Source organism: Microbacterium sp. 4-7, assembly GCF_014332665.1.
GTDB lineage: Bacteria > Actinomycetota > Actinomycetes > Actinomycetales > Microbacteriaceae > Microbacterium.
The window spans coordinates 1-23,477 of sequence record NZ_MCRH01000007.1; the positions used below are offsets into that span (position 1 = coordinate 1).

Here is a 23,477-nt window from a genome sequence, read left to right on the forward strand (position 1 = left end):
CATGTCAAATGTTCCACCCATGAGCTCCCAGCGAAGAACGAACGTCTTCGATCTGGGTTCTGGACTCCGAAGAGTCAGATGCTCCTTAGAAAGGAGGTGATCCAGCCGCACCTTCCGGTACGGCTACCTTGTTACGACTTAGTCCTAATTACCGATCCCACCTTCGACGGCTCCCTCCACAAGGGTTAGGCCACCGGCTTCAGGTGTTACCGACTTTCATGACTTGACGGGCGGTGTGTACAAGACCCGGGAACGTATTCACCGCAGCGTTGCTGATCTGCGATTACTAGCGACTCCGACTTCATGAGGTCGAGTTGCAGACCTCAATCCGAACTGGGACCGGCTTTTTGGGATTCGCTCCACCTCGCGGTATTGCAGCCCTTTGTACCGGCCATTGTAGCATGCGTGAAGCCCAAGACATAAGGGGCATGATGATTTGACGTCATCCCCACCTTCCTCCGAGTTGACCCCGGCAGTATCCCATGAGTTCCCACCATTACGTGCTGGCAACATAGAACGAGGGTTGCGCTCGTTGCGGGACTTAACCCAACATCTCACGACACGAGCTGACGACAACCATGCACCACCTGTTTACGAGTGTCCAAAGAGTTGACCATTTCTGGCCCGTTCTCGTATATGTCAAGCCTTGGTAAGGTTCTTCGCGTTGCATCGAATTAATCCGCATGCTCCGCCGCTTGTGCGGGTCCCCGTCAATTCCTTTGAGTTTTAGCCTTGCGGCCGTACTCCCCAGGCGGGGAACTTAATGCGTTAGCTGCGTCACGGAATCCGTGGAATGGACCCCACAACTAGTTCCCAACGTTTACGGGGTGGACTACCAGGGTATCTAAGCCTGTTTGCTCCCCACCCTTTCGCTCCTCAGCGTCAGTTACGGCCCAGAGATCTGCCTTCGCCATCGGTGTTCCTCCTGATATCTGCGCATTCCACCGCTACACCAGGAATTCCAATCTCCCCTACCGCACTCTAGTCTGCCCGTACCCACTGCAGGCCGGAGGTTGAGCCTCCGGATTTCACAGCAGACGCGACAAACCGCCTACGAGCTCTTTACGCCCAATAATTCCGGATAACGCTTGCGCCCTACGTATTACCGCGGCTGCTGGCACGTAGTTAGCCGGCGCTTTTTCTGCAGGTACCGTCACTTTCGCTTCTTCCCTGCTAAAAGAGGTTTACAACCCGAAGGCCGTCATCCCTCACGCGGCGTTGCTGCATCAGGCTTGCGCCCATTGTGCAATATTCCCCACTGCTGCCTCCCGTAGGAGTCTGGGCCGTGTCTCAGTCCCAGTGTGGCCGGTCACCCTCTCAGGCCGGCTACCCGTCGACGCCTTGGTGAGCCATTACCTCACCAACAAGCTGATAGGCCGCGAGCCCATCCCCAACCAATAAATCTTTCCAGTAACTGACCATGCGGTCGCTACTCGTATCCAGTATTAGACGCCGTTTCCAGCGCTTATCCCAGAGTCAGGGGCAGGTTGCTCACGTGTTACTCACCCGTTCGCCACTGATCCCACAGAGCAAGCTCCGTGTTCACCGTTCGACTTGCATGTGTTAAGCACGCCGCCAGCGTTCATCCTGAGCCAGGATCAAACTCTCCGTAAAAAAGAAATGCATACGACACCGGGAAAACGGTGACGCAGCGAGTTTGATGCTGACCAAAGAGACAAATCATTGCTGACTTTATCCGTTGCCAACCCCACAAGGAGGTTGGTCTTTGATCCAAAGGAATCTCATCCAGCCGAAGCTGAATCGAGGTTATTTGGCATTTGACAAGTGCACGCTGTTGAGTTCTCAAGGATCGGATGCTCCCACGACCCAGTCATCACAACCAGGCCCGAAGGGCAACTTCTCTATCTTAGCCATCCCATCCCGCTTGTCAAATCAGCGCGCCGCGCGGATCTTGGATCCGCTGCGTAGCTCTTGACAGCCGCAGATGGGGTGGATCTCCCATCCTAGACGCAGGCGTCTGTTCTCACAAGTGAGTGGATCGGGAGGTGGTTCTCCGCTTGAGGGGGGTGAAGCTCTCGGCTCCTCCGCTTCCCTGTGGGGCGAACAAGTAATAAGTTACGTGGGTTCTGGGGTTCTGGCAAATCGGGCCACCACCCCCGGGCGTGTCGCCGCACCGGGTGTCAACACTTTTCCCAGTCCAGCGCCGGTATTCCGCGGAGATCGCCGCCACGAGTACGATCGCAGCGTGACCCAGCTGCCGAATCGCACCCCCTCCGCTGCTCTGTTGGACCGCGTGTGGTCCGCCCTCGGGCTCGCGCCGGTGGAGGTCGATTCCGGCGCCCCCTTCGTTCACGCCGTGCCTCTCGAGTCGCGCCTCGCGACGGCGGATCTGGCCTGGGCGAGCGTTCGGGCCGTGTGTCTGGCGGCCGGCGTCGACTCCCTCCCCGACCCCGATCGCATCGCCGTCGCGTACCGGAGCGATCGGGTGCTCACCGTCGACGGACGCGCCCCCGATGTCTGGTCCCCGTACTCGGGATTCTTCCGGGCGTCCGACGGGTGGATCCGCACCCATGGCAACTACCCCCACCACGCGATGCGCCTTCTGACCGGTCTCGGGCTCGGAATCGACGCAGCGGGCGAAGACGTCCGGGCGGCCATCCTGACTCAGTCGGCCGCCGACGCTGTCGATCGGATCGTCGATGCGGGCGGACTCGCCGTGCCCGTGCTGCCGGAGAACCCCATCCACGACGCTCAGCTGCGGTCCGCTCCCCTGCTCCAGGTCGATCGGATGCCCTCCCCGAGCGGCGAGGAGCCGCGCCGGCGAGACGGCGACGATCGTCGTGCACCACTCACCGGCACCCGCGTGCTCGATCTCACCCGGGTGATCGCCGGTCCCGTCTGCACCCGCACGCTCGCACTGCTGGGAGCAGACGTGCTGCGCGTCGATCCCCCGCAGCTGCCCGAGCCCGAGTGGCAGCACTTCGACACCGGTCACGGGAAGCGATCGACGCTGCTCGACGCCGGAACCGAGCGTTTCGACCAGCTGCTCGCCGAGGCTGACGTCGTCGTCCTCGGGTACCGACCGGCAGCCCTCGCGCGACTCGGCCTCTCCGCATCCGCCCTGATCGAGCGGCACCCGAGTCTGGTGATCGCGGAGCTCAGTGCGTGGGGCGACGACCACCCCTCTCGCGCAGGGTTCGACAGTCTGGTGCAAGCGGAGTCCGGGATCGCCATGATCGAGACGCCGGACGGCGACCGCCCGGGGGTCCTCCCAGCGCAGGCCCTCGATCACAGTGCCGGGTACCTGCTCGCAGCCTCGATCATCTCGCTGCTCGAGCGGCGCCGTCGAGAAGGTGGTGGCTGGGTGGTGCGCACTTCGCTGCGTCGAGTGGCCGCCGAGCTTCTCGGAATGCCACGGTCCTCGGGATCGCGATCGGTATCGGGGTCGGAGCGGGAACGGGTGCTGGACCTCGCCGCCCACACCGCGACGTTCGACGTCGCAGGGCAGACGATCACCACGGCGCGATCGGCGCTTCCCGGCCTCGAGCTCGCCGCCCCCCATCGCTGGGGATCCGATCAGCCGCGCTGGTGAATGCGTCGGAACACCGGCAGCGACAGACAGAGCACGAGAGTGAGCACACCCCACAGGGCGCACGCCGGCGGCAGCATCCGATAGGCCAGATGCTGGTAGGTGAACTCCTCGGTGAACGGCCCGTAGCCGGCGTAGCCGAGGGCCCACGCCGTGATCAGCACCACGGGAAGTGACAGCCACCAGGCGATTCGGACGCCCGACGGCAGCACGCGATCCACTCGTTCGCGGGGAACAGCGCGGTTCACCCGGAGAATCCCCCAGATACCGATCACGAGCAGGCCGATCACGCTCGAGCCGTACTGCAGCCACTTGTATCCGATGAACGGCCCCCACACATCGTCGAGCGCGGGAAGCACATCGACGCCCCAACGCCCCTCGTGCGTGAAGAGATCCCAGACGATGTGCGACAGCACTCCCAGCACCAGCGATGCCGCGAGCATCGCCGGGTACAGCCGATCTCGAGCACCGACGCCGACGGCGGCTCGGGCCGCTTCGACGCCGGACTGCGACCAGTCGACAGGAACCCGGCGAGCCAGCCAGAGCGGAGAGAGCTCACCGACGGCCGGGCGCAGCACGACGCGCCACAGCAGGAACAGCACGAAAGCGACCAGCGCGGTCCACACGACGTTGCCGAATGAGTGGGTGAACGAGTACGGCAGGCCGACCCCGCGGATGAACAGCGGAAGGTCGGGCGTCATGGCGCCGATCGCGATCGCAGCGGGCACGAGCGGCGTGCGGATGAACGGGAGGGCGACCACTGCATGACTCGGCGTGAACGGCATCGGCAGGCTCCTGTCGAGTGTGAACGGTGGAAGCGTGACGGCGGCCGTCCGAGGACTCTCAGACGACCGCCGTCAGGCGATCAGGGTCGGATGTTCACGCGAGGAAGACACCTGCGAGGGTCTTCTTGCCGCGGCGGAGCACAGAAACCCCACCGGGCAGAGATCCCTTGACGGTGGCTGCATCGTCTTCCACACGCGATCCGTCGAGCGACACTCCACCCTGGCTGATCGCGCGTCGCGCTTCGGACGAGCTGGAGACCAATCCCGTGGCGACGAGCGCATCGACCACCGATGACCCGGAATCGACCGTCGCGTTCGGCAGCTCTTCGAGCGCCGTGCGCAACGTCGACGCGTCGAGAGCAGTCAGGTCGCCCTGTCCGAACAGTGCCTCGGATGCCGCGATCACCGCAGCGGCCGCATCGATGCCGTGCACGGTGGCGACGACCTCGAGCGCGAGACGCTTCTGTGCGGCGCGACGGAAGGGCTCGGACTCGACCAGCGCCTCGTACTCCTCGATCTCGGCGCGGGTGAGGAAGGTGAAGACCTTCAGCCTGCCGATCACGTCGGCATCCGCGGTGCTCAGCCAGAACTGGTACATCCGGTACGGACTGCACATCTCGGGGTCGAGCCAGATGGCGTTCCCCTCGCTCTTGCCGAACTTGGTCCCGTCGCTGTTCGTGATCAGCGGTGTGCCGATCGCGTGCGCCGACGCACCCTCGGCACGACGGATGAGGTCGGTGCCGCTGGTCAGGTTCCCCCATTGGTCGGAGCCGCCGGTCTGCAGGACGCAGTCGTACTGACGGTAGAGCTCGAGGAAGTCCATCCCCTGCAGGATCTGGTAGCTGAACTCCGTGTAGCTGATGCCCTCGTCGGAGTTCAGTCGCGCGGCGACCGCATCCTTCTTGAGCATGGTCCCGACGCGGTAGTGCTTGCCGATCTCCCGCAGGAAGTCGATCGCCGACAGCGGCGCCGTCCAATCGAGATTGTTGACGATGCGGGCGGCGTTCTCGCCCTCGAAGCTCAGGTAGCGCTCGACCTGCGTCCGCAGGCGTCCCACCCACTCCTCGACGGTCTCGCGAGTGTTGAGCGTGCGCTCGGCCGTGGGGCGCGGGTCGCCGATCAGACCGGTGGAGCCGCCGACGAGACCGAGCGGCTTGTGGCCGGCGAGCTGGATGCGGCGCAACGTCAGCAGCTGCACCAGGTTGCCCAGATGCAGGCTGGGAGCAGTCGGATCGAAGCCGCAGTAATACGTGATCGGGTCCCCGGCGAGAAGGGCGCGCAGCGCCTCCTGGTCAGTGGACACGTGGACGAGGCCGCGCCACAGCAGTTCGTCCCACACGTTCTCGAACGTGGGGTCGATCGCCGGCGGGGCGGTCGTCAGAGCGGAATTCGACACGCGCCCCAGGCTATCAGCGGTGAGGGTCGGTGAATCGCCGGGCCGCCGTGGATCAGGTGTGCGCCGCCCACCACACGAGGAACGCCGCGCCCAACCCGATGACCCAGCTGACGAGACTGCCGACGAGGAAGTACTCGGCCCTGGCACCTGTCTCACCGTCGCGGGAGATCTCAGGGAAGCGCACGATCCCCTTCGCCGCCAGCATCGCGGCGAGGATCGGATACGCCGCAGCCAGGGTGAGCAGCATCACCAGGATGCGCTCGAGCGGGCCGATCAGTCGACCGCCCTTGAATCCCGCGCGCGGGTCGCGCAGAGCCGTGGCTTCATCCGGTCGGCCCGGCTTGTCCGCCATCGTGGCGTCGGTCGACTCCCTGCCGCCGATCGCGTCGCCGGGCGTGGTGGCCTCGGGCGCCGCAGGTTCCGCGTCGACCTCGTCGCGCATCGCCGATCGACGCAGTTCAGCCGGTCGCCAGGTGTGCTCACCGTCGAGCGCCGCGCGCACCACTAGGTTCGCCGACTCGAGGAGGAAGACCCCGGTGCCGAGCGTCAGGATCGCAAGATCGAACGGGACGTCGCCGAACGGTGAACGGAGGTTCCACACGGTGCCGATCAGGCCGGCATCAGTGCGCGCCCCCAGCCATACGACCGATCCGATACTCAGGAGACCGAGCAGCACCGCGGGCCAGAACCCGAGCGGTGCGCGGCGCTCCGACGGCATGCACCAGACCCAGATCGCTCCGACCACGAGCCCTGCGAGCATGGGCAGCAGCGCGTCGCTCACGCTGCCGAGCAGCAGGAACATCACGGCCACCGTCAGGTACCCGGCCCATCGATGCGGAGCGAACTGGCGGACGAGATCGGCGGATCCGACCGCGAGCAGGATGAATCCGGCGACGATCATGCGCTCGCTCCCCTCAGTGCGACCGCACCTTCGATGAGTGCGGCGCTGCCGGCGTTGCGCAACGACTTCGAGACGCTGGGCTGCGAGATGCCCTCTTCGGCGGCGAGGTCGTGCTGCGATCTGCCGACCATCCGTCCGTAGGTGAGGCGGCGCTCGCGCTCGTTCATGGCGCCGACCAGCTCGTCACGGACGAGGAGGTAGGCGTTCGATGCTGCGATCACGCTCTCCATGACCTCATCCTGCCCCGGGGCTCCGACAATCCAGATCCGGGTGCGCGGCACGGTGCGTGCCTCTCTCGCGTGGACGGTCTCGATCGCCGCGCGCGCCGCATACCACCCCGGCCCGTCGGCGAGCTCGCCGTGGACGGAGTCGACGGTGCGCACCTCGCCGATCCCGATGCCGAAACGGAAGGCGATGCCGTCGGGAAGAGCGAGCTGGATCATGAGAAGCGACACCAGAGCGTCTTCGAGCCGAAGATAGACACCCTGCTGCTCATCCCCCACCGTGGGGGTGAGCGGGTGATGTGCCAGAGGCAGGTCGGCCTCCACCCGAGCGATCGTGTCATCGAGCACGCGCTGCGCCGCCGTGCGATCGTCGAGCTTGCGCGATCCCACGATGTCGGCGAGTACGGCGATGACCATGTGATAACCGTATCACGAATAACTGCTATTTATGCCCTATTAGGTTATATGCTCGGAACATGCCTGAATCAGACATCATCCGGTGGGACGAAGGTTCCTGGACCCACTCACCCGCCGCACTCACCACGATCTCCGCCGACGGGGTCGAGCACCTGGACGTGACCGCCGCGGAAGGCAGCGACGCCTGGCGACACACGGCGTACGGATTCGTCCACGACACCGAGCACGCGCTGCTGGCTCCCCTGGCCGTGGGCGAGGCGATGGACGTCTCATTCCGCGCGCCATGGGACGGCCAGTTCGACCAGGCAGGAGTCTTCGTGCGCATCGACGACGAGCACTGGATCAAAGCGGGCATCGAGTACGCCGACGAGCACCTCGGACTCGGCGCCGTCGTCACCGACATCCGCTCCGACTGGTCCGTCGGATACGTCGACGACTGGCACGGCCGAGAGATCACCGTCCGCGTGAGCCGGTGGCCGGACGCGGTGATCGTGCGCGCACGCGCGGACGACGAGGACTGGCGACTGGTTCGCGTCGCTCCGTTCACCGGCGACGCCGCTGCATCCGCCGGCCCGTTCCTCGCCGGTCCGACGCGCGCGGGACTCGTCGTGCGCTTCACCCGGTGGACGAGGTCGACCGCCGACGTCGCGCTGCACTGAGGAGCCCCGCCGGTCGCCGCACATCGCGTCGACCGGCGGTGCACAACCGACTACAGGCCCAGGGCGTGCGCCGCGGCCTGCGCTCTGGCGACGAGCTCGGCACGCTGCTCGGCGACTCGGACGGGAGCCGTTCCCCCGGCTCCGGTGCGCGATGCCACGGAACCCTCGATCGTGAGAACCTCACGTACCTCGGGGACCAGATGCGGAGAGACCGAGAGCAGCAGCTCGTCGGAAGCGTCCTCGAGACCGATCCCCTGTTCTTCGCAGGCCCGCACGAGCGCGCCGGAGATCTCGTGCGCGTCGCGGAACGGCACCCGGCGCTTCACGAGCCACTCGGCGACATCGGTCGCGAGCGAGAATCCCTGGGGGGCGAGCGCCGCCATCCGCTCGGTGTCGAAGCGCAGCGTCGCGATCATGCCGGCGAACGCGGGAAGGACGACCTCGAGGGTCTGGACCGAATCGAAGACCGGCTCCTTGTCCTCCTGCAGGTCGCGGTTATAGGCCAACGGGAGGCCCTTGAGCGTCGCCATGAGCCCCGACAGATTGCCGATCAGGCGCCCCGACTTTCCGCGAGCGAGCTCCGCGATGTCGGGGTTCTTCTTCTGCGGCATGATGCTCGACCCCGTCGAGTACCCGTCGTGCAGCGTGACGAAGCCGAACTCACGTGTGTTCCAGAGGATGATCTCCTCGCTCAGACGCGAGATGTCGACACCCGTCATCGCCGCGATGAAGGCGAACTCGGCGACGACGTCGCGTGCCGCGGTGCCGTCGAGCGAGTTCTCCGCCGGTCGATCGAGTCCGAGTTCCGATGCGACCAGCGCAGGATCGAGTCCGAGGGTCGAGCCCGCGAGCGCTCCCCCGCCATACGGCGAGACGCCTGCGCGACGACGCCAGTCGACGAGACGCTCGAGCTCGCGCACGAGCGGCCAGCCATGGGCCTGGAGGTGGTGCGCGAGGAGCACCGGCTGCGCGTGCTGCAGATGCGTGCGGCCGGGGAGGATCGCGTCGGGGTGGGCCTCGGCCTGCGCGACGAGCGCGTCGATGACACGGAGGATGTCGCGCGCGATCACTCGAGCGTGATCGATCAGGTACATGCGCACGAGAGTGGCGATCTGATCGTTGCGGCTGCGTCCGGCACGCAGGCGTCCGCCCAGTTCGGGACCGAGCTCGGCGATCAGCGCCTGCTCGAGCGCACCGTGCACGTCCTCATCGGAGGGGACGGGCTGCAGCGTGCCGTCGGCGACCTTGCGCGCCACGGCATCGAGCCCCTCATGCATCCTGGCCGCCTCAGCAGGTTCGAGGTAGCCGGCAGCCGCGAGCGCCGTCGCGTGCGCATGCGAGCCCGCGATGTCGTACGGGGCGAGGATCCAGTCGAAATGCGTCGATCTGCTGAGCTCGACGAGCTCGGGCGACGGCCCGCTCGCGAAGCGGGCGCCCCACAGTGCGCCTTCGTTCGTGCCTTCGTTCTTCGAGTCGACCATCACGCGTCCTTCTTGCCGAGCAGCCAGACGAGCAGGGCCTTCTGCGCGTGGAGACGGTTCTCGGCCTCATCCCAGACGACGCTCTGCGGTCCGTCGATGACCTCGGAGTCCACCTCGTAGCCGCGGTCGGCGGGAAGGCAGTGGATGAAGATGGCCTCGGAATCGGCGATCTCCATCGTCTCGGGGGTCACCTTGTAGCCGCCGAGATCGCGGATGCGCGCGAGCTTCTCCTCCTCCTTGCCCATCGACACCCAGGTGTCGGTGACCACGACGTCGGCGCCGGCCGCAGCCTCGACCGCATCCGTGAACAGCGTGATCGAGCCGCCGGTCTCCGCAGCCCGGCGGTCGGCCGCCTCGACGACGTCGGCGCGCGGGGCGTACTCCGCAGGTGACGCGATGCGCACATGCATGCCGGCAGTGACACCGGCCAGTGCGTAGGAGTGCGCCATGTTGCTCTGCCCGTCGCCGAAGAACGTCAGGGTCAGCCCCTTGAGCTCGCCCTTGTGCTCTCGGATCGTGAGCAGGTCGGCGAGGAGCTGGCACGGGTGGAAGTCGTCGGAGAGGGCGTTGACGACTGGCACCGTGGTGCCGGCGGCCATCTCCTCGAGCCCCGCCTGCGCATAGGTGCGCCAGACGATCGCCGCGACCTGGCGCTCGAGAACCCGCGCGGTGTCGGACGGCGTCTCCTTGCCGCCGAGCTGGCTGCTCGCGGTCGAGATGATCAGCGGCGTGCCGCCGAGGTCGGCGATGCCCACCGCGAAGGAGACGCGGGTGCGGGTGGACGACTTGTCGAAGATCACCGCGACCGTCTGGGGACCGGCGAGAGCCTTGTTCGCCCAGCGGTCCTTCTTCAGCTCGATGGCGAGATCGAGGATCTCCGCCTGCTCGGCGGGGGTCAGATCGTCGTCACGCAGCAGGTGGCGGGTCATGCGAGGGCCTTTCCGGATTCGGCGAGGGATGTCTGTACGTCAGCGAGCGAATCGGCGAAGAGCTTGCGGAACTCGGCGAGTTCAGCGTCTCCGATCGTGAGAGCCGGGGCGATGCGCACCGTCTCGGGGTTGGCGGCGTTCACGATGAGGCCGCGCTCCTGAGCAGCGGCGACCACGTCGTTCGCGACGGGGGCGCCGAGTGCCACTCCGATGAGGAGCCCGCGGCCACGCACTCCCGTGACGAGGGGCGAGTCGATGTCCGCGATGATCTGTCGGATCTCCTCGCCTCGACGCGCAGCGTTCTCGACGAGTCCGGCGTTCTCGATCTCGGTGAGCACGGCGTCGGCCACGGCGGTGGCCAGCGGGTTGCCGCCGAACGTCGATCCGTGAGAACCCGGCGTGAAGAGCGAGCTCGCCGCACCGTAGGTGACGAGAGCGCCGATCGGGAAGCCTCCGCCGATGCCCTTCGCGAGCGTGATCGCGTCAGGAGTGATGCCCTCGTGGCTGAAGCCGAACCAGGCCCCCGTGCGTCCGGCACCCGTCTGGATCTCGTCGACTATGAGCAGCGCCCCGTGCTTCAGCGTGAGCGAACGGGCGGCCTGCAGATAGCCGTCCGGAAGCTCGACCACGCCGGCCTCGCCCTGGATCGGCTCCACGATGACGGCGGCGACCCGGTCGTCGATCGCGGCTTCCAGAGCCTCGACGGTCGCCGGGATGTGCTCCACTCCTCCGGGCATCGGCTCGAACGGCGCGCGCATCGCGGCCTTGGCCGTCAGCGCGAGTGACCCCATGGTGCGCCCGTGGAATCCGTTCTCGAGCGCGAGGATGCGCGGCTTGTCCGTTCCCCCGTGGAGTCGGGCGAGCTTGAACGCCGCTTCGTTCGCCTCGGCGCCGGAGTTCGAGAAGAACACGCGGCCGTCGATCCCGGCGCCCGCAAGGCGCTTCAGCCGTGCGGCGAGCGCGAGCTGCCAGGGCGTCGCGAAGTAGTTCGACACGTGCGCGAGAGTCGCGGCCTGTCTCGACACGGCCTCGACGAACACCGGGTGCGCGTGACCGAGCGAGGTCACCGCGATGCCGGCGAGGAAGTCGAGGTGGCGCTTGCCCTCGGAGTCCCAGAGGTAGGACCCCTCTCCTCGTGTCAGCATCGCCAGGCGCGGGCCCGCGTTGAGGACCAGATCGCTCGCTGCGTCATCCTGCCAGTTGCTCATGCGTTCATCCCTGCGCTTCCCAAGACCACTTCAGTTCCGATTCCCTTGCTGGTGAAGAGTTCGACGAGCACCGAGTGCGGCACGCGTCCGTCGATGATCGCGGCGGCATCAACGCCGCCTTCGATCGCATCCAGGCAGGCCTTCATCTTCGGGATCATGCCGGATTCGAGTGTCGGCAGCATCTCGATGAGAGCCTCCGAGGTGAGGTGCGACACGAGCGAGTCGCGGTTGGGCCAGTCGGCATAGAGCCCCGGCACGTCGGTGAGGATGACGAGCTTGCGAGCGTTGAGCGCCACGGCGAGGGCCGCCGCCGCGGCATCCGCGTTCACGTTGAGCGACTGGCCGGGGTGATCGAGGTCGGGCGCGATGCTCGAGACGACAGGCACGCGTCCCGCTGCGAGGTGATCGAGCACGGGCGTCGGGTCGACCTCCACGACGTCGCCGACGCGTCCGAGGTCGATCTCCTCGCCGTCGATCACGACACCGCGACGACGACCGCCGAACAGGCCGGCGTCCTCCCCGCTCAGCCCGGTGGCGATCGGACCGTGCGAGTTGATCTTCGAGACGAGCTGCGGGTTCACCTGGCCGGTGAGGACCATGCGCACGACGCTGATCGCCTCGGTGTTGGTGACCCGGTAGCCACCCTTGAACTCGCTCGGGATCTCGAGTCGCTGGAGCATGTCGGAGATCTGCGGTCCGCCGCCGTGCACGACGACCGGCAGCACGCCGACGTAGCGCAGGTACGCGATGTCCTGTGCGAACGCCTCCTGCAGCTCGTCGGAGACCATCGCATTGCCGCCGTACTTGACGACGACGATCTGGTCGCGGAACTTCTTCAGCCACGGGAGCGACTCGATGAGCGTCGCGGCCTTCACGGCGGCGACGTCCGGGGTGGTGTCCTGAATGTCGGTCATGAGGCGTAGGCGCTGTTCTCGTGCACGTAATCGTGGGTGAGGTCGTTCGTGAGGATCGTCGCGGTGGCATCGCCGACCTTGAGATCGATCACGAGATGCGTGGCACGCGGGGTGAGGTCGACCTCCTCGCGCGGACGGTCGGGGCCGCCCTCGCTGCACACCCGGACGCCGTTCATCCAGACGTCGACGTCGTACGGGTCGAACTGGGCGTTCGTGGTGCCGATCGCTGCGAGCACCCGCCCCCAGTTGGGGTCGTTGCCGAAGATGGCGGCCTTGAAGAGATTGTTGCGCGCGACGGAGCGGCCGACCTCGACCGCCTCCGCCTCGGTCGCGGCGTGCTGCACCTCGATGGTGATGTCGTGGCTGGCCCCCTCGGCGTCGCCCTGCAGCTTGACCGCGAGCTGCTGGCACAGCTCTGCCAGCGCGGCGGAGAAGTCCTTGAGGTCGGGCACCACCTCGGAAGCGCCGTTCGCGAGCAGTGTGACCTGATCGTTGGTCGACATGCATCCGTCCGAATCGAGGCGGTCGAACGTCGTGCCGGTGGCGAATCGCAGCGCGGCATCCGCCTCGAGAGGCTCGAGCACGGCATCCGTCGTGATGACGACGAGCATCGTGGCGAGCCCGGGAGCGAGCATGCCCGCTCCCTTGGCCATCCCGCCGATGGTCCAGCCGTCTCGGCTGACCACGGCGGTCTTCGACACGCTGTCGGTGGTCATGATGGCCTCGGCCGCGACATCGCCGCCGTCTGTCGACAGCTCGGCGATCGCCTGTTCGGTGCCCGAGAGGACCTTGCCCCGGAACACCTCGTCACCGACTCCGATGAGGCCGGTCGAGCACACGAGCACGTCGCCGGCGCCGACGCCGAGCAGCTCGGCCGCCTTCTCTGCGGTCTGGTGCGTCGTCTGGAAGCCGAAGCTGCCGGTGAAGCAGTTCGCGCCTCCGGAGTTCAGCACGACGGCCTCGACCACACGATCGGCGACGGCCTGCTGCGACCAGATGATGGGGTTCGCCTTGGCGCGGTTGCTGGTGAACACAGCCGCACCGACCTTGCGCGGGCCACGATTGACCACGACGGCGACATCGGGCTTTCCGGTCGATTTGAGACCTGCGGCGACTCCGGCCGCTTCGAATCCTGCGGGGGCGGTGACGCTCACGGCGCGACTCCGTTCACTGAGAGGGCGCGGGACTCGGGCAGCCCCAGCGCGAGGTTCATGGATTGGACGGCAGCGCCGGCGGTGCCCTTGACGAGGTTGTCGACCGCGGTGACCACCGTCACGCGGTTCGCCGCGCGATCGATCGCGAGACCGATCAGGGCGGTGTTCGCACCGAGGACATCGGCCGTGCGCGGGAACTGACCGGCGGGCAGCAACTGCACGAAGGTCTCGTCGCCGTAGGCGTCCTCCCAGGCGGCGCGGATCTCCGCATCGCTGACATCGCCGACGATCGGCGCGGTCGAGGTGGCGAGGATGCCCCGCGACATCGGAACCAGCACAGGCGTGAACGAGATGCGGATGCCGTCGGCTGGGGAGCCGGATGCCGCGGCGAGCGCCTGGCGGATCTCCGGGATGTGCCGGTGCGTGCCCCCGACCGCGTAGGGATTGGCTGTGCCGAGGATCTCGCCGGCGAGCAGGTTGGTCTTGAGGCTCTTCCCCGCTCCGGACGGGCCGACGGCGAGCACCGAGACGATGTCCCCCGCGTCGATCACCCCTGCGGCGACCCCGGGGGCCAGGCTCAGGCTCACGGTCGAGGCGTTGCAGCCGGGAGCGGCGATGCGCGTCGCCTCGCGCAGCGTCTCGCGCTGCTTGACACCGCCGACGAGCAGCTCGGGAACGCCGTAGGCCCACGGTTCGTGGAAGTCGCCGCCGTAGAACGCGTCCCAGGAATCCTGCGACGTCAGTCGGTGGTCCGCTCCCGCGTCGATCACGAGCGGGGTGTCGCCGAGCGCGTCGGTGTACTGCCCGGACTGCCCGTGCGGCAGAGCGAGGAAGACGATGTCGTGCCCGGCGAGCGTCTCGGGCGTGGTGTCCTGCAGGGCGAGGTGTGCGAGCGACCGCAGGTGCGGCTGATGCTGCACGAGCGGTTGACCGGCGTTCGAGTGCGCTGTCACCGTGCGGATCTCGATGTCGGGATGAGACGCGAGGAGGCGCAGGATCTCGCCGCCCGCGTAGCCGGATGCGCCGGAGACGGCGACGGAGTACGTCATTCTTCTACCTTAACGGTCGGACCCCTCGGCGAACGCGGGGTGCAGTGTCGGGAACCGGGGCGGCGACACCGGCACTCGACCGCCGTGCGTACGCAGGCAGAAGCGCAGGGTCGCCTAGAGTCGGCGGCCGCTGCGGCGTCGGCGCACGGCGATGACGCTCGGAACGAGCGTCAGAGGAGCGGTGGCGGCCGAAGGCATGCCGCGACGATAGCGCGCTCGTCGCGGCATGCGCAAATCGGGTCCGTCATCCGCCGGACGCGTGGAGTGCCGGCGCCGCGAAGAAGGCGAGTTCGTGCGCGCTGGAGACCTCGAAAGCGCGGAGCATCCGTCGCCGCCCCGCGGCATCCGACTCCGTCGCCGCATGCATCACATGGTCGATCGCCTGCTCCGTCGCCTTCTCGAACGCGGGGTCGGCATACGTCGCGAGCCACGACGCGTAGGGATGCTGCGGGTCTCGGGCGTACGCGTCGAACTCCCCCGCGTGCAGGCGGGTTCCGAGATCGGTGTACAGCCAGAAGCACGGCAGCACGGCCGCGATGAGCTCGGCGTAGTCGCCGCCGAAGGCCACGGAGCGCAGGTGGTCGAGGTACGCGACGGTCGCAGGCGCCGGATCGACGGCGAAGGTCGCCGCTTCCACTCCCGCGCCCGGCGCCAGCCACGATGCATGGAGCTCGAGCTCTCCGGTGATCGCCCCCTGCGCCGACTGAGCCCAGAACGCCTGCTCGTGCGGTGTGGGCGCGATCCGCGCGGCCGCTGCGAGCACTCGGGCGTACTCCGGGAGATACAGCGCATCCTGTCGGAGGTAGAAGAGGAACCGTTCGCGGTCGAGAGTCCCGTCGGCCAGAGCGCGGATGAAGGACAGCTCGTCGATGTCGGCCCGCACGTGCGCGATCCGGTCCCACCACCGATCGCGGAGGTCGGCACGCTCGGGTGCGGCCTCGAGTCCCCCTCGTCGCCAGAGGCCGCCGAAGTGGTTCACCGGTCCGTGACCGCTCCCGATGTCGAGCGCATCGCTCTGCCTCAGGGATTCCCGCAGCCAGGTCCTCGCCGATTCCACCGCGTCGACAGGGGACTCCCCTCCGGCGAGGCGGGTGGCGAGGGCCGACGACAGGGAGCATCCGGTGCCGTGCGTGTTGTGTGTCATGATGCGCGACCCGGGATAGCCGTGTCTGACGCCTCCGGCGACATCGATCAACGCGTCCGGAACGTCGTCGCCGTCGAGGTGCCCTCCCTTGACGAGCACCGCCCCGCCGATGCGGGCGGAGAGCTCGGCCCCGGCCTCGAGCGCGTCGTCCCACCCCGTGATCGGACGATCGGAGAGCGCGGCGAGCTCGGCGAGGTTGGGCGTCACGACATGAGCGCGCTCGAGGAGGCCGCAGAGTGCGCGCTCGGCATCCTCATCGAGCAGGCGATCACCGCTGGTCGCGACCATGACCGGGTCGAGCACGACGATCGGCGGACGGACGGCGTCGAGCCAGGCGGCGACGGTGGCGATCACCTCCGTGTTCGCCAGCATCCCGATCTTCACCGCGTCGATGACGATGTCGTCCGAGATGGCATCGAGCTGCTGCCGGAGGAACTCGGCAGGAGGCACGTGCACCGCTCGGACTCCCCTGGTGTTCTGCGCCGTGAGCGCCGTGACAGCCGCCATGCCATAGCCCCCGTTCGCGGCGATCGACTTGAGATCGGCCTGGATCCCCGCCCCGCCCGACGGGTCGCTCCCCGCGATGCTGAGCACGCGAGGTGTGCCCGAAGCCCTCCATCGGCTGAGGAATGCCCGGGCCGTCCTCGTCGGATCGACGGCGGCGCAGATGGCGGAGACGACGGCGAGCCCCGCCGCACCCGCATCCCGAAGGCGCTCGATGTCGTCGATTCCCACGCCGCCGATGGCGACGCATGGCAGTGCGGTCCTCGCGGCGAGCGCACCGAAGCCGTCGATTCCCAGGGCCGGCGGGTGATCCGGCTTGGTGGCGGTGGGACGGATCACGCCGACGCCGAGATAGTCGACCGTTCCCGCCGGCAGCGCGGCCACGGCGTCGAGATGCTCCGACGTGTTCGCCGTCAACCCGATGATCGCCTCGGGTCCCAGCCGCTCGCGTGCCCGCAGCACCGATACGTCGCCCTGGCCGAGGTGCACGCCGTCGACCCGCGCTCCCCTGGCGCGAGCGATCAGCGCCGCCTCGACGCGGTCGTTCACCACGAGCAGTGCACGGCCGTCGATCACCCGTGAGAGCTCGATCAACTGATCGGCGGTCTCGGCATCCGTCGCGTCCTTGTCGCGCAGCTGGACGATGCGCACGCCCCCGTCGACGGCGAGTCGCACCGTCTCCACGACGCCCCGCGCGCCGCAGAGGGTGGGATCCGTGACGAGGTAGAGGGAGAGGTCCGCGATCACAGCGCGTGCTCCTGCACACGCGCGGCGACGGCGAGGTCCTCCGGCTGCACGGCGGCGAGCGCGTCGAGCAGTGCGACGGCGAAGCTGCCGGGGCCCGGGGCCCGCGCCGCGGCGCGCTCGGCGGCGATCGTGTACACGAGGCTCGCCGCCGAGACGGCGGTGAGCGGATCCGCAGCGGTCGAGCGCGCCGCACCGAGGAACGCCGCCATGACAGCACCCAGCGCGCATCCGCCGCCGGTGACACGGGTGAGCAGTTCATGACCGTTCGCGATGCGGAGCAATCGTGCTCCATCCGTCACCAGGTCGACCGGTCCCGACACCGCGACCACCGCGCCGTGCCGCGAAGCGAGTGCGAGTGCCGCTTCGGCCGCGGCATCGGTCGTGTCCGTCGCATCGACGCCGCGCCCCCCAGCGCTGAGCCCCGCGAGGGCGAGGATCTCCGAGGCGTTCCCCCTGATCGCCGTGGGGCGTGCGTCGGCCAGCTCGTGCGCGAGTGCCGTGCGCACCGGCAGCGCGCCGATCGCGACGGGATCCAGCACCCACGGAGTACCTGCGGCGAGGGCTCCTGCCGCGGCTTCACGGCTCGCCGCACGCTGCTCCGGAGTCGGCGTACCGAGGTTGATCAGCACCCCGGAGGCCACCCCGGCGAACATCCCCGCCTCACCGACGATGTCGACCATCGCCGGCGCCGCGCCGAGGGCGAGCAGCACGTTCGCGGTGAAGCCCGTGACGACGCTGTTGGTGATGCAATGGGTCAAGGGTGGGCTGTCGCGCAGCCCTGTCAGGAGCTCAGCCGCCGAGGTGGCCAAGGTCGATTCGGAATCAGGACGCAGACGATCGCTCAACGCGACATCCCTTCGCTAGTACGAACTAGATCAGGTTCGACGGGTCTGTTCTCAGCCGCGGATGCGGCACCCCGTGTCACTGATCGCAGTCTAGCGAGGCCCCGATCAGTCGAGCAGCTGCAACAGCGCGAGTTCGTCGCCGCGAGTGAGCCCTGCCCGCCGGTCCCGATCCATGCCGCGCGCCTGCTCGTCATCGACCACGGCGGCGATCGTCTCGTCGAGCGGACGAAGCCGACCTCCTGCCGCGCGGTAGCGGGCGTTCGACCTGGTCATGAATCCGGTCATCTCGCTCGGCAGCCACAGCGGCAGCGACCGCTCCCCCGCCCAATACGCCACACCGTGCTCGACGAGCCCGGCGTCAGATGCCGCGACCGTGTCTCCCCGGTGCCCCGCACGTCTGCGCACGGCGTCGAGGACCTCGCCCAGCCGATGCCGATCGCCGATCGTGTTGATCACACCGGTGGCCCTCGTGGTGGCGACGAACTCGGACAGGTCGTCGACGTCGATCACCTGCACGTCTCGCTCCTCGACAGGCGGAAGCAGCACGGGGCCGTCCTCGGCACGCAGAAAAGCGGTAGCCCAGTACCCGAAACGATCGCTCGGGTCGTCCGCCCCGACGATCAATCCCGGGCGCACGATCAGGGTGCGGTCGCCGAGTGCACGCACGGCGTCCTCGGCGGCCACCTTCTGCCGGCCGTACTCGTCGTCTCCCCTCTCAGCCGGCGGATGCAGCGTCGCCGACTCGTCTGCACCGACGGTCTCCTCGTCGGAGTATGCCGACATCGACGAGACGTACGTCCAGCGGCCCGCTCGCTCACCGAGTGCCGCGACCGCAGCGGAGACGTGGGCCGCGTTCGACGAGACGTCGATCACGTGATCCCACTCCCGACCGGACACCGTATCGTAGGCGTCCGCCGCGTCACGATCGGCCAGCACCAGGCTCGCGCCCTCCGGAGACGGGCGTCCTCCGCGCGCCAGGCACATCACCGTCGCCCCGCTCAGGAGCAGCCGTCTGGCGATGCGGCCGGACAGCCAGCCGGTGCCGCCGAGGATCAGAACATCCGTCATGACCCCATGCCACCATCTTCGCCGCGCGAGGGGAAGGGTCTTCCGCTCAGGGCGGATGCCGGTCAGCTCGTGCGAAGATCCGACAGGCCGGACAGTTCCGGGACCGTCCACGAGGGATCCGGGCGCCAGTCGCGCCATTCGGCGTCGAACGGCCAGTCACCGTGATGGAAGGACTCGATCGCCGCGTCCGCGTGTCGTTCGATCTGCGCGGCCTGCTCAGAGGTGAGACGTCCCTGCTCGACGGCCGCGATCACCTCGTCCTCGTCCTTGAGGTGCACCTGACCGTCCGCCTGGATCTCCACGTCGAGGATGTGATCCGATGAATACGTGTCGCGGTCGGTGCGCAGATGCGCGTTCTCGAGATTCACGTACCACCCGGCGAACTCCCACTCGGGACCGCTCACATCGCTCCAGAACAGCCACACCGACCACGCCGCACCGGCCGGAGCGATGCGGAGGATGCCGTTGCCCCACCACTCCTCCACGATCCGGGTACGCGGATCGAGCCACCGACGCTCGAGCGGAACGGTCCGGATGCGCTCGCCCGCCGGAGTGCCCTGCCCCTCCTGAAGCGTGCCCGGAGCGAGCCATGCCACCAGACCGCGTTCATCGTCGCGGACCACCCGCATGGGCGTGATGGTCGACGCATCGCCGGGCTGCCAGCCGGGCTTGCGGTAGTGCCAGGAGATCTGGTCGCCGGGTTCGAGGAACGGCGCTTCACCCATCGGTCGGACACCATCGGGAACCGCCGCGGGAGTGCTGTGGGGCAGGATGCTCATCCCGACACGGTACCTCGCAGGTCCACCGCGCTCAGGTCGGCTCGGCGGCGTCGGCAGCATCTTGAGAGCACACGCGCACGCGGACCGCACCGTTCGAGTGCGGTCCGCGTGCGGGTCGGTTCAGGCGGAGCTTCAGTCGCGCAGGGTCGCGTCGAAGCGCTCAGCTGCGACAGAGACACCCGCGAGCTTCGCCTCTGTCGCCTCGGCTGCGGTGAGTGTGCGGTCGTCCGCGCGGAAGCGCAGCGCGAAGGTGAGACTCTTCTGACCATCCGCGACGCCGTCCCCCCGGTAGTCGTCGACGAGGCGGATCGACTCGAGAAGCGCACCGGCGCCCTCGGTGAGCGCAGCGCGCACGTCGCCCGCCGGCACATCAGCGCCGACCACCAGCGACACGTCCTGTGTCGCAGCGGGGAACGTCGACAGCGAGGCGGCGACCGCACGGTTCCCGCCGAGCGCGATGACCTCGTCGAGGTCGAGCTCGAGCACGGTGGCACGACCGGGAAGGTCTGCTCCGGCGGCGACCTGGGGGTGGAGTTCGCCGACGTAGCCGATCTCGACGTCGCCGACGGAGAGCACGCCAGCGCGTCCGGGGTGCAGTGCCGCGCGCTGCCCCTGCACCACATCGAGGTCGACTCCGGCTGCAGCCGCGATGACTCTGGCGGCGTCGAGCGCCTCGGAGAGCCCGTAGGGCTCCGCGGCGCGTCCCGGCTGCTTGGTCACGACGTTGCCCGTGAACAGCGCCGCGACATGACGGTGCTGCGGTGGGATCGACGCGTTCAGTTCGGCGAGCGTGTCGTCCGACGGACGCTCGCCGAGCGGCGGCACCTCGTCCGTGCCGTACTCGACACCCGGCTCGGGCAGGAACACGACTCCGGTCTCGAACAGCGCGAGGTCCGTGAGGCCGCGCGAGATGTTGCGGTGCGCGGTCTGCAGAAGCCCGGGGATCAGCGATCGACGCAGGAACGGAGCGGAGCCGTCGAGCGGGTTCGCGAGCCGGATGCTGGGCAGATGCTCTCCCGACGCCGAGCCGTGCAGGTCGTTCTCCGCCTCCGTCGTGAAGGGGAACGAGGGCGTCTCGACGAGACCGGCAGCCGCCAGCGCGTCCGCGACGCGGCGACGACCCTGCTGGTGTGAGGTGAGACCGCGGCCGGACGGCGGCGTCGGCAGTACGGACGGGATGCGGTCGAGACCGTGGATGCGAGCGACCTCTTCGGCGAGAGACCACTTGTCGGTGAGGTCGGGACGCCAGGTCGGCGGGATCACGGTCCACCCGGCATCCGACCCGGAGACCTCTGCGCCGATGGTCGTGAGCGCGCCGGCGATCTCGTCGTCGGAGTAGTCGACGCCGATGAGCCCCTGCACGAATCCGCGCGGGAGGTCGATGTCCGCGACGAAGACCTCGGCGAACAGAGCGCCGCCCTCGTCGGTGAGCGTGCCGCCGGCGAATTCGACCATCAGGTCGGCTGCACGGCGGGCGGCCACGAACGGCACGAGCGGGTCGACACCGCGCTCGAACCGCTTGGATGCCTCGCTGGGCAGCTTGTGACGGCGTGCGGTGCGGGCGATCGTCACAGGGTCGAAGGTCGCAGCCTCGATCAGCACGTTGTGCGTCGTGTCGCTCATCTCGGTCGTGCCGCCGCCCATGACGCCGGCGAGACCGATGGGACCCGACTCGTCGGTGATCAGGAGGTCCTCGACGTGGAGCTTCCGCTCCTGGCCGTCGAGGGTCGTCATCGTCTCACCGGCCGTCGCACGACGCACGGTGATGCCACCGGAGAGCCTGTCGAGGTCGTACCCGTGCAGCGGCTGCCCCAATTCGAGCATCACGTAGTTGGTGATGTCGATCAGGATGCCGAGCGAGCGCATGCCGGCGAGCGACAGCCGCGCGATCATCCACGGCGGGGTCGGCCGCGCGGGGTCGACGTCGCGGACGACGCGCGTGACGAACTCGCTGGCGCCGACGCGGCCGCGTACGGGGGCTGCATCGTCGACGATCGCCGTGTGACCGGCGCCCGGCTGGAGCTCGGCGAAGTCGCGCTCGGCCGGGTCGCGGAACGGTGCTCCGGTCGCGTGGGAGTACTCACGGGCGACACCGCGCAGCGAGAACGCGTACCCGCGGTCGGGCGTGACGTTGATCTCGACCGCGACATCGTCGAGTCCGAGCAGGCTGATGGCGTCTGTGCCGACGGGGGCATCGATACCGAGGTCCGCGAGGACGAGGATGCCGTTGTGCTCGTCGCCGAGCCCCAGCTCACGCGCAGAGGCGATCATGCCGTCGGACACGTGCCCGTAGGTCTTGCGGGCGGCGATCGGGAACGGCCCCGGCAGCACCGCACCGGGAAGCGTCACGACGACCTTGTCACCCGCGACGAAGTTGTGCGCGCCGCAGACGATTCCACGGATTCCGCCGTTCGCCTCACCGACATCGACCTGGCACCAGTTGATCGTCTTGCCGTTGGACTGCGGCTCGGCCTCGAGCGAGACGACCTGTCCGACGACGACGGGACCCGAGATCTCGAAGCGGTGGACGTCCTCCTCCTCGAATCCGACGGTCACGAGCGCTGCGAGGACGTCTTCCGGTGTCGTATCCGCTGCCAGATCGACGTACTCACGCAGCCACGAAAGCGGGACGCGCATCACACCACCATCCCGTACTGCTCGCTGAAACGGACATCGCCCTCTGCCATGTCCCGCATGTCCTGCACATCGCTGCGGAACATGAGTCCCCGCTCGACGCCCATTCCGAACGCGAAGCCGCTGTAGACGTCGGGATCGATCCCCGCCGCACGGAGCACGTTCGGGTTGATCATGCCGCAGCCGCCCCACTCGATCCAACGGGCGCCGCCCTTGAAGGTGGGGTGCCAGAGGTCGAGCTCGGCCGACGGCTCGGTGAAGGGGAAGAAGTTCGTGCGGAAGCGCGTCTTGGCCTCGGGGCCGAAGAGCTGACGCGCGACGTGGTCGAGCGTTCCCTTGAGATGCGCCATCGAGATGCCCTTGTCGACGACGAGTCCTTCGAACTGGGTGAAGACGGGGAGGTGCGTCGCGTCGAACTCGTCGGTGCGGTACACGCGGCCGGGGCAGAGCACGTAGATCGGCACCTCGCGGTCGAGCATCGAGCGCACCTGCACGGGGCTCGTGTGCGTGCGCATGACGAGGTGGCGCGACGGCGGGTCGACGTAGAAGGTGTCCTGTTCCTGACGGGCGGGGTGGTCGACGTCGAAGTTCAGAGCGTCGAAGTTGAACCACTCGTGCTCGAGCTCGGGTCCTTCCGCGATCTCCCAGCCCATGCCCACGAAGATGTCCGAGATCTGCTCACTCAGCAGGGTCAGCGGGTGCCGGGCGCCGACGCGCGTGCGCGAGGGGATCGCCGTGATGTCCAGCCGCTCGGCCTCGAGGCGCTCAGCGACCTCCGCGGCGGCGAGCTCCTCCTCCTTGGCGGCGAGGGCCTTGGTGACCTGACCGCGGCCCTGGCCGACGAGCTTGCCGAAGGCGGCCTTGTTCTCGGGGGCGACCTGACGCATCGAGGCGTTCAGGACAGCGAGCGGCGATCCGTCGGCGACGTGCGCGGCGCGAGCGGCTTTCAGTTCGGTCGTATCGGCGGCTGCGGCGATCGCTTCGAGCGCGGCCGCCACGGCGGCTTCGACCGCTTCCGGGGTGATTTCGGGAGACTCAGACACGAGACAGGAGTCTACCGGCGCGAGGCGGTCGCCCCGCGCCGGTGGA

General features: G+C 68.1%; 18 protein-coding genes, 1 rRNA gene and 1 riboswitch. Of the genes, 2 read left to right on the forward strand and 17 right to left on the reverse strand.

Features of this window, described 5'->3' with window-relative positions; all coding sequences use genetic code 11:
* Nucleotides 1-89: 89 nt before the first annotated feature.
* Nucleotides 90-1,614: ribosomal RNA gene (locus BEP68_RS14475) — 16S ribosomal RNA — on the reverse strand.
* 592 nt (nt 1,615-2,206) lie between these two features.
* On the opposite strand from BEP68_RS14475, the gene BEP68_RS14480 reads away from it, so the two are divergent.
* Nucleotides 2,207-3,553, forward strand: a complete 1,347-nt coding sequence (locus BEP68_RS14480; protein WP_315985319.1) for a CoA transferase — start codon at nt 2,207-2,209, stop codon at nt 3,551-3,553.
* Here BEP68_RS14480 and BEP68_RS14485 read toward each other — a convergent pair.
* The 4 genes from BEP68_RS14485 to BEP68_RS14500 all read right to left on the reverse strand — a co-directional run bounded on the left by BEP68_RS14485 (nt 3,538) and on the right by BEP68_RS14500 (nt 7,273).
* Nucleotides 3,538-4,335, reverse strand: a complete 798-nt coding sequence (locus BEP68_RS14485) for a DUF4184 family protein (protein ID WP_187250399.1) — start codon at nt 4,333-4,335, stop codon at nt 3,538-3,540. The genes BEP68_RS14480 and BEP68_RS14485 overlap by 16 nt on opposite strands.
* A 94-nt stretch (nt 4,336-4,429) precedes the next feature.
* Complete coding sequence (gene tyrS / locus BEP68_RS14490; RefSeq protein ID WP_082586687.1) at nt 4,430-5,731, reverse strand: tyrosine--tRNA ligase; 1,302 nt, start codon at nt 5,729-5,731, stop codon at nt 4,430-4,432.
* 52 nt (nt 5,732-5,783) lie between these two features.
* Complete coding sequence (locus BEP68_RS14495) at nt 5,784-6,632, reverse strand: hypothetical protein (protein ID WP_187250400.1); 849 nt, start codon at nt 6,630-6,632, stop codon at nt 5,784-5,786.
* The gene (locus BEP68_RS14500; protein ID WP_053096866.1) at nt 6,629-7,273 is read right to left on the reverse strand and encodes a SatD family protein; all 645 of its coding nucleotides are present in this window, start codon (nt 7,271-7,273) and stop codon (nt 6,629-6,631) included. Before BEP68_RS14500 ends, BEP68_RS14495 begins: the two co-directional genes overlap by 4 nt.
* 59 nt (nt 7,274-7,332) lie before the next feature.
* Here BEP68_RS14500 and BEP68_RS14505 point away from each other — a divergent pair, with 59 nt between their 5' ends.
* The gene (locus BEP68_RS14505) at nt 7,333-7,932 is read left to right on the forward strand and encodes a DUF1349 domain-containing protein (RefSeq protein WP_053096868.1); all 600 of its coding nucleotides are present in this window, start codon (nt 7,333-7,335) and stop codon (nt 7,930-7,932) included.
* 50 nt (nt 7,933-7,982) lie between these two features.
* Here BEP68_RS14505 and argH read toward each other — a convergent pair whose 3' ends face one another.
* The 12 genes from argH to pheS form a co-directional block, all read right to left on the reverse strand.
* Nucleotides 7,983-9,413 carry an argininosuccinate lyase gene (gene argH, locus BEP68_RS14510; RefSeq protein ID WP_187250401.1) on the reverse strand — a complete coding sequence of 477 codons (1,431 nt, stop codon included), beginning with the start codon at nt 9,411-9,413 and terminating at the stop codon, nt 7,983-7,985.
* Nucleotides 9,413-10,342 carry an ornithine carbamoyltransferase gene (gene argF / locus BEP68_RS14515; protein ID WP_056280178.1) on the reverse strand — a complete coding sequence of 310 codons (930 nt, stop codon included), beginning with the start codon at nt 10,340-10,342 and terminating at the stop codon, nt 9,413-9,415. Before argF ends, argH begins: the two co-directional genes overlap by 1 nt.
* On the reverse strand, nt 10,339-11,550 hold the full coding sequence (locus tag BEP68_RS14520; RefSeq protein WP_053096873.1) for an acetylornithine transaminase: 1,212 nt from the start codon (nt 11,548-11,550) through the stop codon (nt 10,339-10,341). Before BEP68_RS14520 ends, argF begins: the two co-directional genes overlap by 4 nt.
* Nucleotides 11,547-12,464: an acetylglutamate kinase gene (gene argB, locus BEP68_RS14525; protein ID WP_053096875.1), complete on the reverse strand. Its 918-nt coding sequence runs from the start codon at nt 12,462-12,464 to the stop codon at nt 11,547-11,549. Before argB ends, BEP68_RS14520 begins: the two co-directional genes overlap by 4 nt.
* Complete coding sequence (argJ, locus tag BEP68_RS14530; protein ID WP_187250402.1) at nt 12,461-13,618, reverse strand: bifunctional glutamate N-acetyltransferase/amino-acid acetyltransferase ArgJ; 1,158 nt, start codon at nt 13,616-13,618, stop codon at nt 12,461-12,463. The genes argB and argJ overlap by 4 nt, the downstream gene beginning before the upstream one ends.
* Nucleotides 13,615-14,667, reverse strand: a complete 1,053-nt coding sequence (gene argC / locus BEP68_RS14535) for an N-acetyl-gamma-glutamyl-phosphate reductase (RefSeq protein WP_187250403.1) — start codon at nt 14,665-14,667, stop codon at nt 13,615-13,617. Before argC ends, argJ begins: the two co-directional genes overlap by 4 nt.
* Before the next feature lie 244 nt (nt 14,668-14,911).
* The gene (thiD, locus tag BEP68_RS14540) at nt 14,912-17,062 is read right to left on the reverse strand and encodes a bifunctional hydroxymethylpyrimidine kinase/phosphomethylpyrimidine kinase (RefSeq protein ID WP_187250404.1); all 2,151 of its coding nucleotides are present in this window, start codon (nt 17,060-17,062) and stop codon (nt 14,912-14,914) included.
* On the reverse strand, nt 17,059-17,907 hold the full coding sequence (thiM, locus tag BEP68_RS14545; RefSeq protein WP_187250405.1) for a hydroxyethylthiazole kinase: 849 nt from the start codon (nt 17,905-17,907) through the stop codon (nt 17,059-17,061). Before thiM ends, thiD begins: the two co-directional genes overlap by 4 nt.
* Nucleotides 17,898-17,991, reverse strand: a riboswitch (TPP riboswitch). (Overlaps the previous gene by 10 nt.)
* Nucleotides 17,992-18,012: 21 nt before the next feature.
* Nucleotides 18,013-18,975, reverse strand: a complete 963-nt coding sequence (locus tag BEP68_RS14550; RefSeq protein WP_187250406.1) for an NAD-dependent epimerase/dehydratase family protein — start codon at nt 18,973-18,975, stop codon at nt 18,013-18,015.
* A gap of 62 nt (nt 18,976-19,037) precedes the next feature.
* Nucleotides 19,038-19,754 carry a DUF402 domain-containing protein gene (locus BEP68_RS14555; protein ID WP_187250407.1) on the reverse strand — a complete coding sequence of 239 codons (717 nt, stop codon included), beginning with the start codon at nt 19,752-19,754 and terminating at the stop codon, nt 19,038-19,040.
* 132 nt (nt 19,755-19,886) lie between these two features.
* Nucleotides 19,887-22,391, reverse strand: a complete 2,505-nt coding sequence (pheT, locus tag BEP68_RS14560; protein ID WP_187250408.1) for a phenylalanine--tRNA ligase subunit beta — start codon at nt 22,389-22,391, stop codon at nt 19,887-19,889.
* The gene (pheS, locus tag BEP68_RS14565) at nt 22,391-23,431 is read right to left on the reverse strand and encodes a phenylalanine--tRNA ligase subunit alpha (RefSeq protein WP_053096893.1); all 1,041 of its coding nucleotides are present in this window, start codon (nt 23,429-23,431) and stop codon (nt 22,391-22,393) included. The genes pheT and pheS overlap by 1 nt, the downstream gene beginning before the upstream one ends.
* Nucleotides 23,432-23,477 lie beyond the last annotated feature (46 nt).

Coding starts and splice junctions, on each gene's coding strand:
- argC (WP_187250403.1), bottom strand. CDS start 14,667: ATGACGTACTCCGTCGCCGTCTCCGGCGCATCCGGCTACGCGGGCGGC.
- BEP68_RS14520 (WP_053096873.1), bottom strand. CDS start 11,550: ATGAGCAACTGGCAGGATGACGCAGCGAGCGATCTGGTCCTCAACGCG.
- argB (WP_053096875.1), bottom strand. CDS start 12,464: ATGACCGACATTCAGGACACCACCCCGGACGTCGCCGCCGTGAAGGCC.
- argH (WP_187250401.1), bottom strand. CDS start 9,413: ATGGTCGACTCGAAGAACGAAGGCACGAACGAAGGCGCACTGTGGGGC.
- BEP68_RS14495 (WP_187250400.1), bottom strand. CDS start 6,632: ATGATCGTCGCCGGATTCATCCTGCTCGCGGTCGGATCCGCCGATCTC.
- BEP68_RS14550 (WP_187250406.1), bottom strand. CDS start 18,975: ATGACGGATGTTCTGATCCTCGGCGGCACCGGCTGGCTGTCCGGCCGC.
- BEP68_RS14505 (WP_053096868.1), top strand. CDS start 7,333: ATGCCTGAATCAGACATCATCCGGTGGGACGAAGGTTCCTGGACCCAC.
- BEP68_RS14485 (WP_187250399.1), bottom strand. CDS start 4,335: ATGCCGTTCACGCCGAGTCATGCAGTGGTCGCCCTCCCGTTCATCCGC.
- pheT (WP_187250408.1), bottom strand. CDS start 22,391: ATGCGCGTCCCGCTTTCGTGGCTGCGTGAGTACGTCGATCTGGCAGCG.
- BEP68_RS14500 (WP_053096866.1), bottom strand. CDS start 7,273: ATGGTCATCGCCGTACTCGCCGACATCGTGGGATCGCGCAAGCTCGAC.
- BEP68_RS14555 (WP_187250407.1), bottom strand. CDS start 19,754: ATGAGCATCCTGCCCCACAGCACTCCCGCGGCGGTTCCCGATGGTGTC.
- argF (WP_056280178.1), bottom strand. CDS start 10,342: ATGACCCGCCACCTGCTGCGTGACGACGATCTGACCCCCGCCGAGCAG.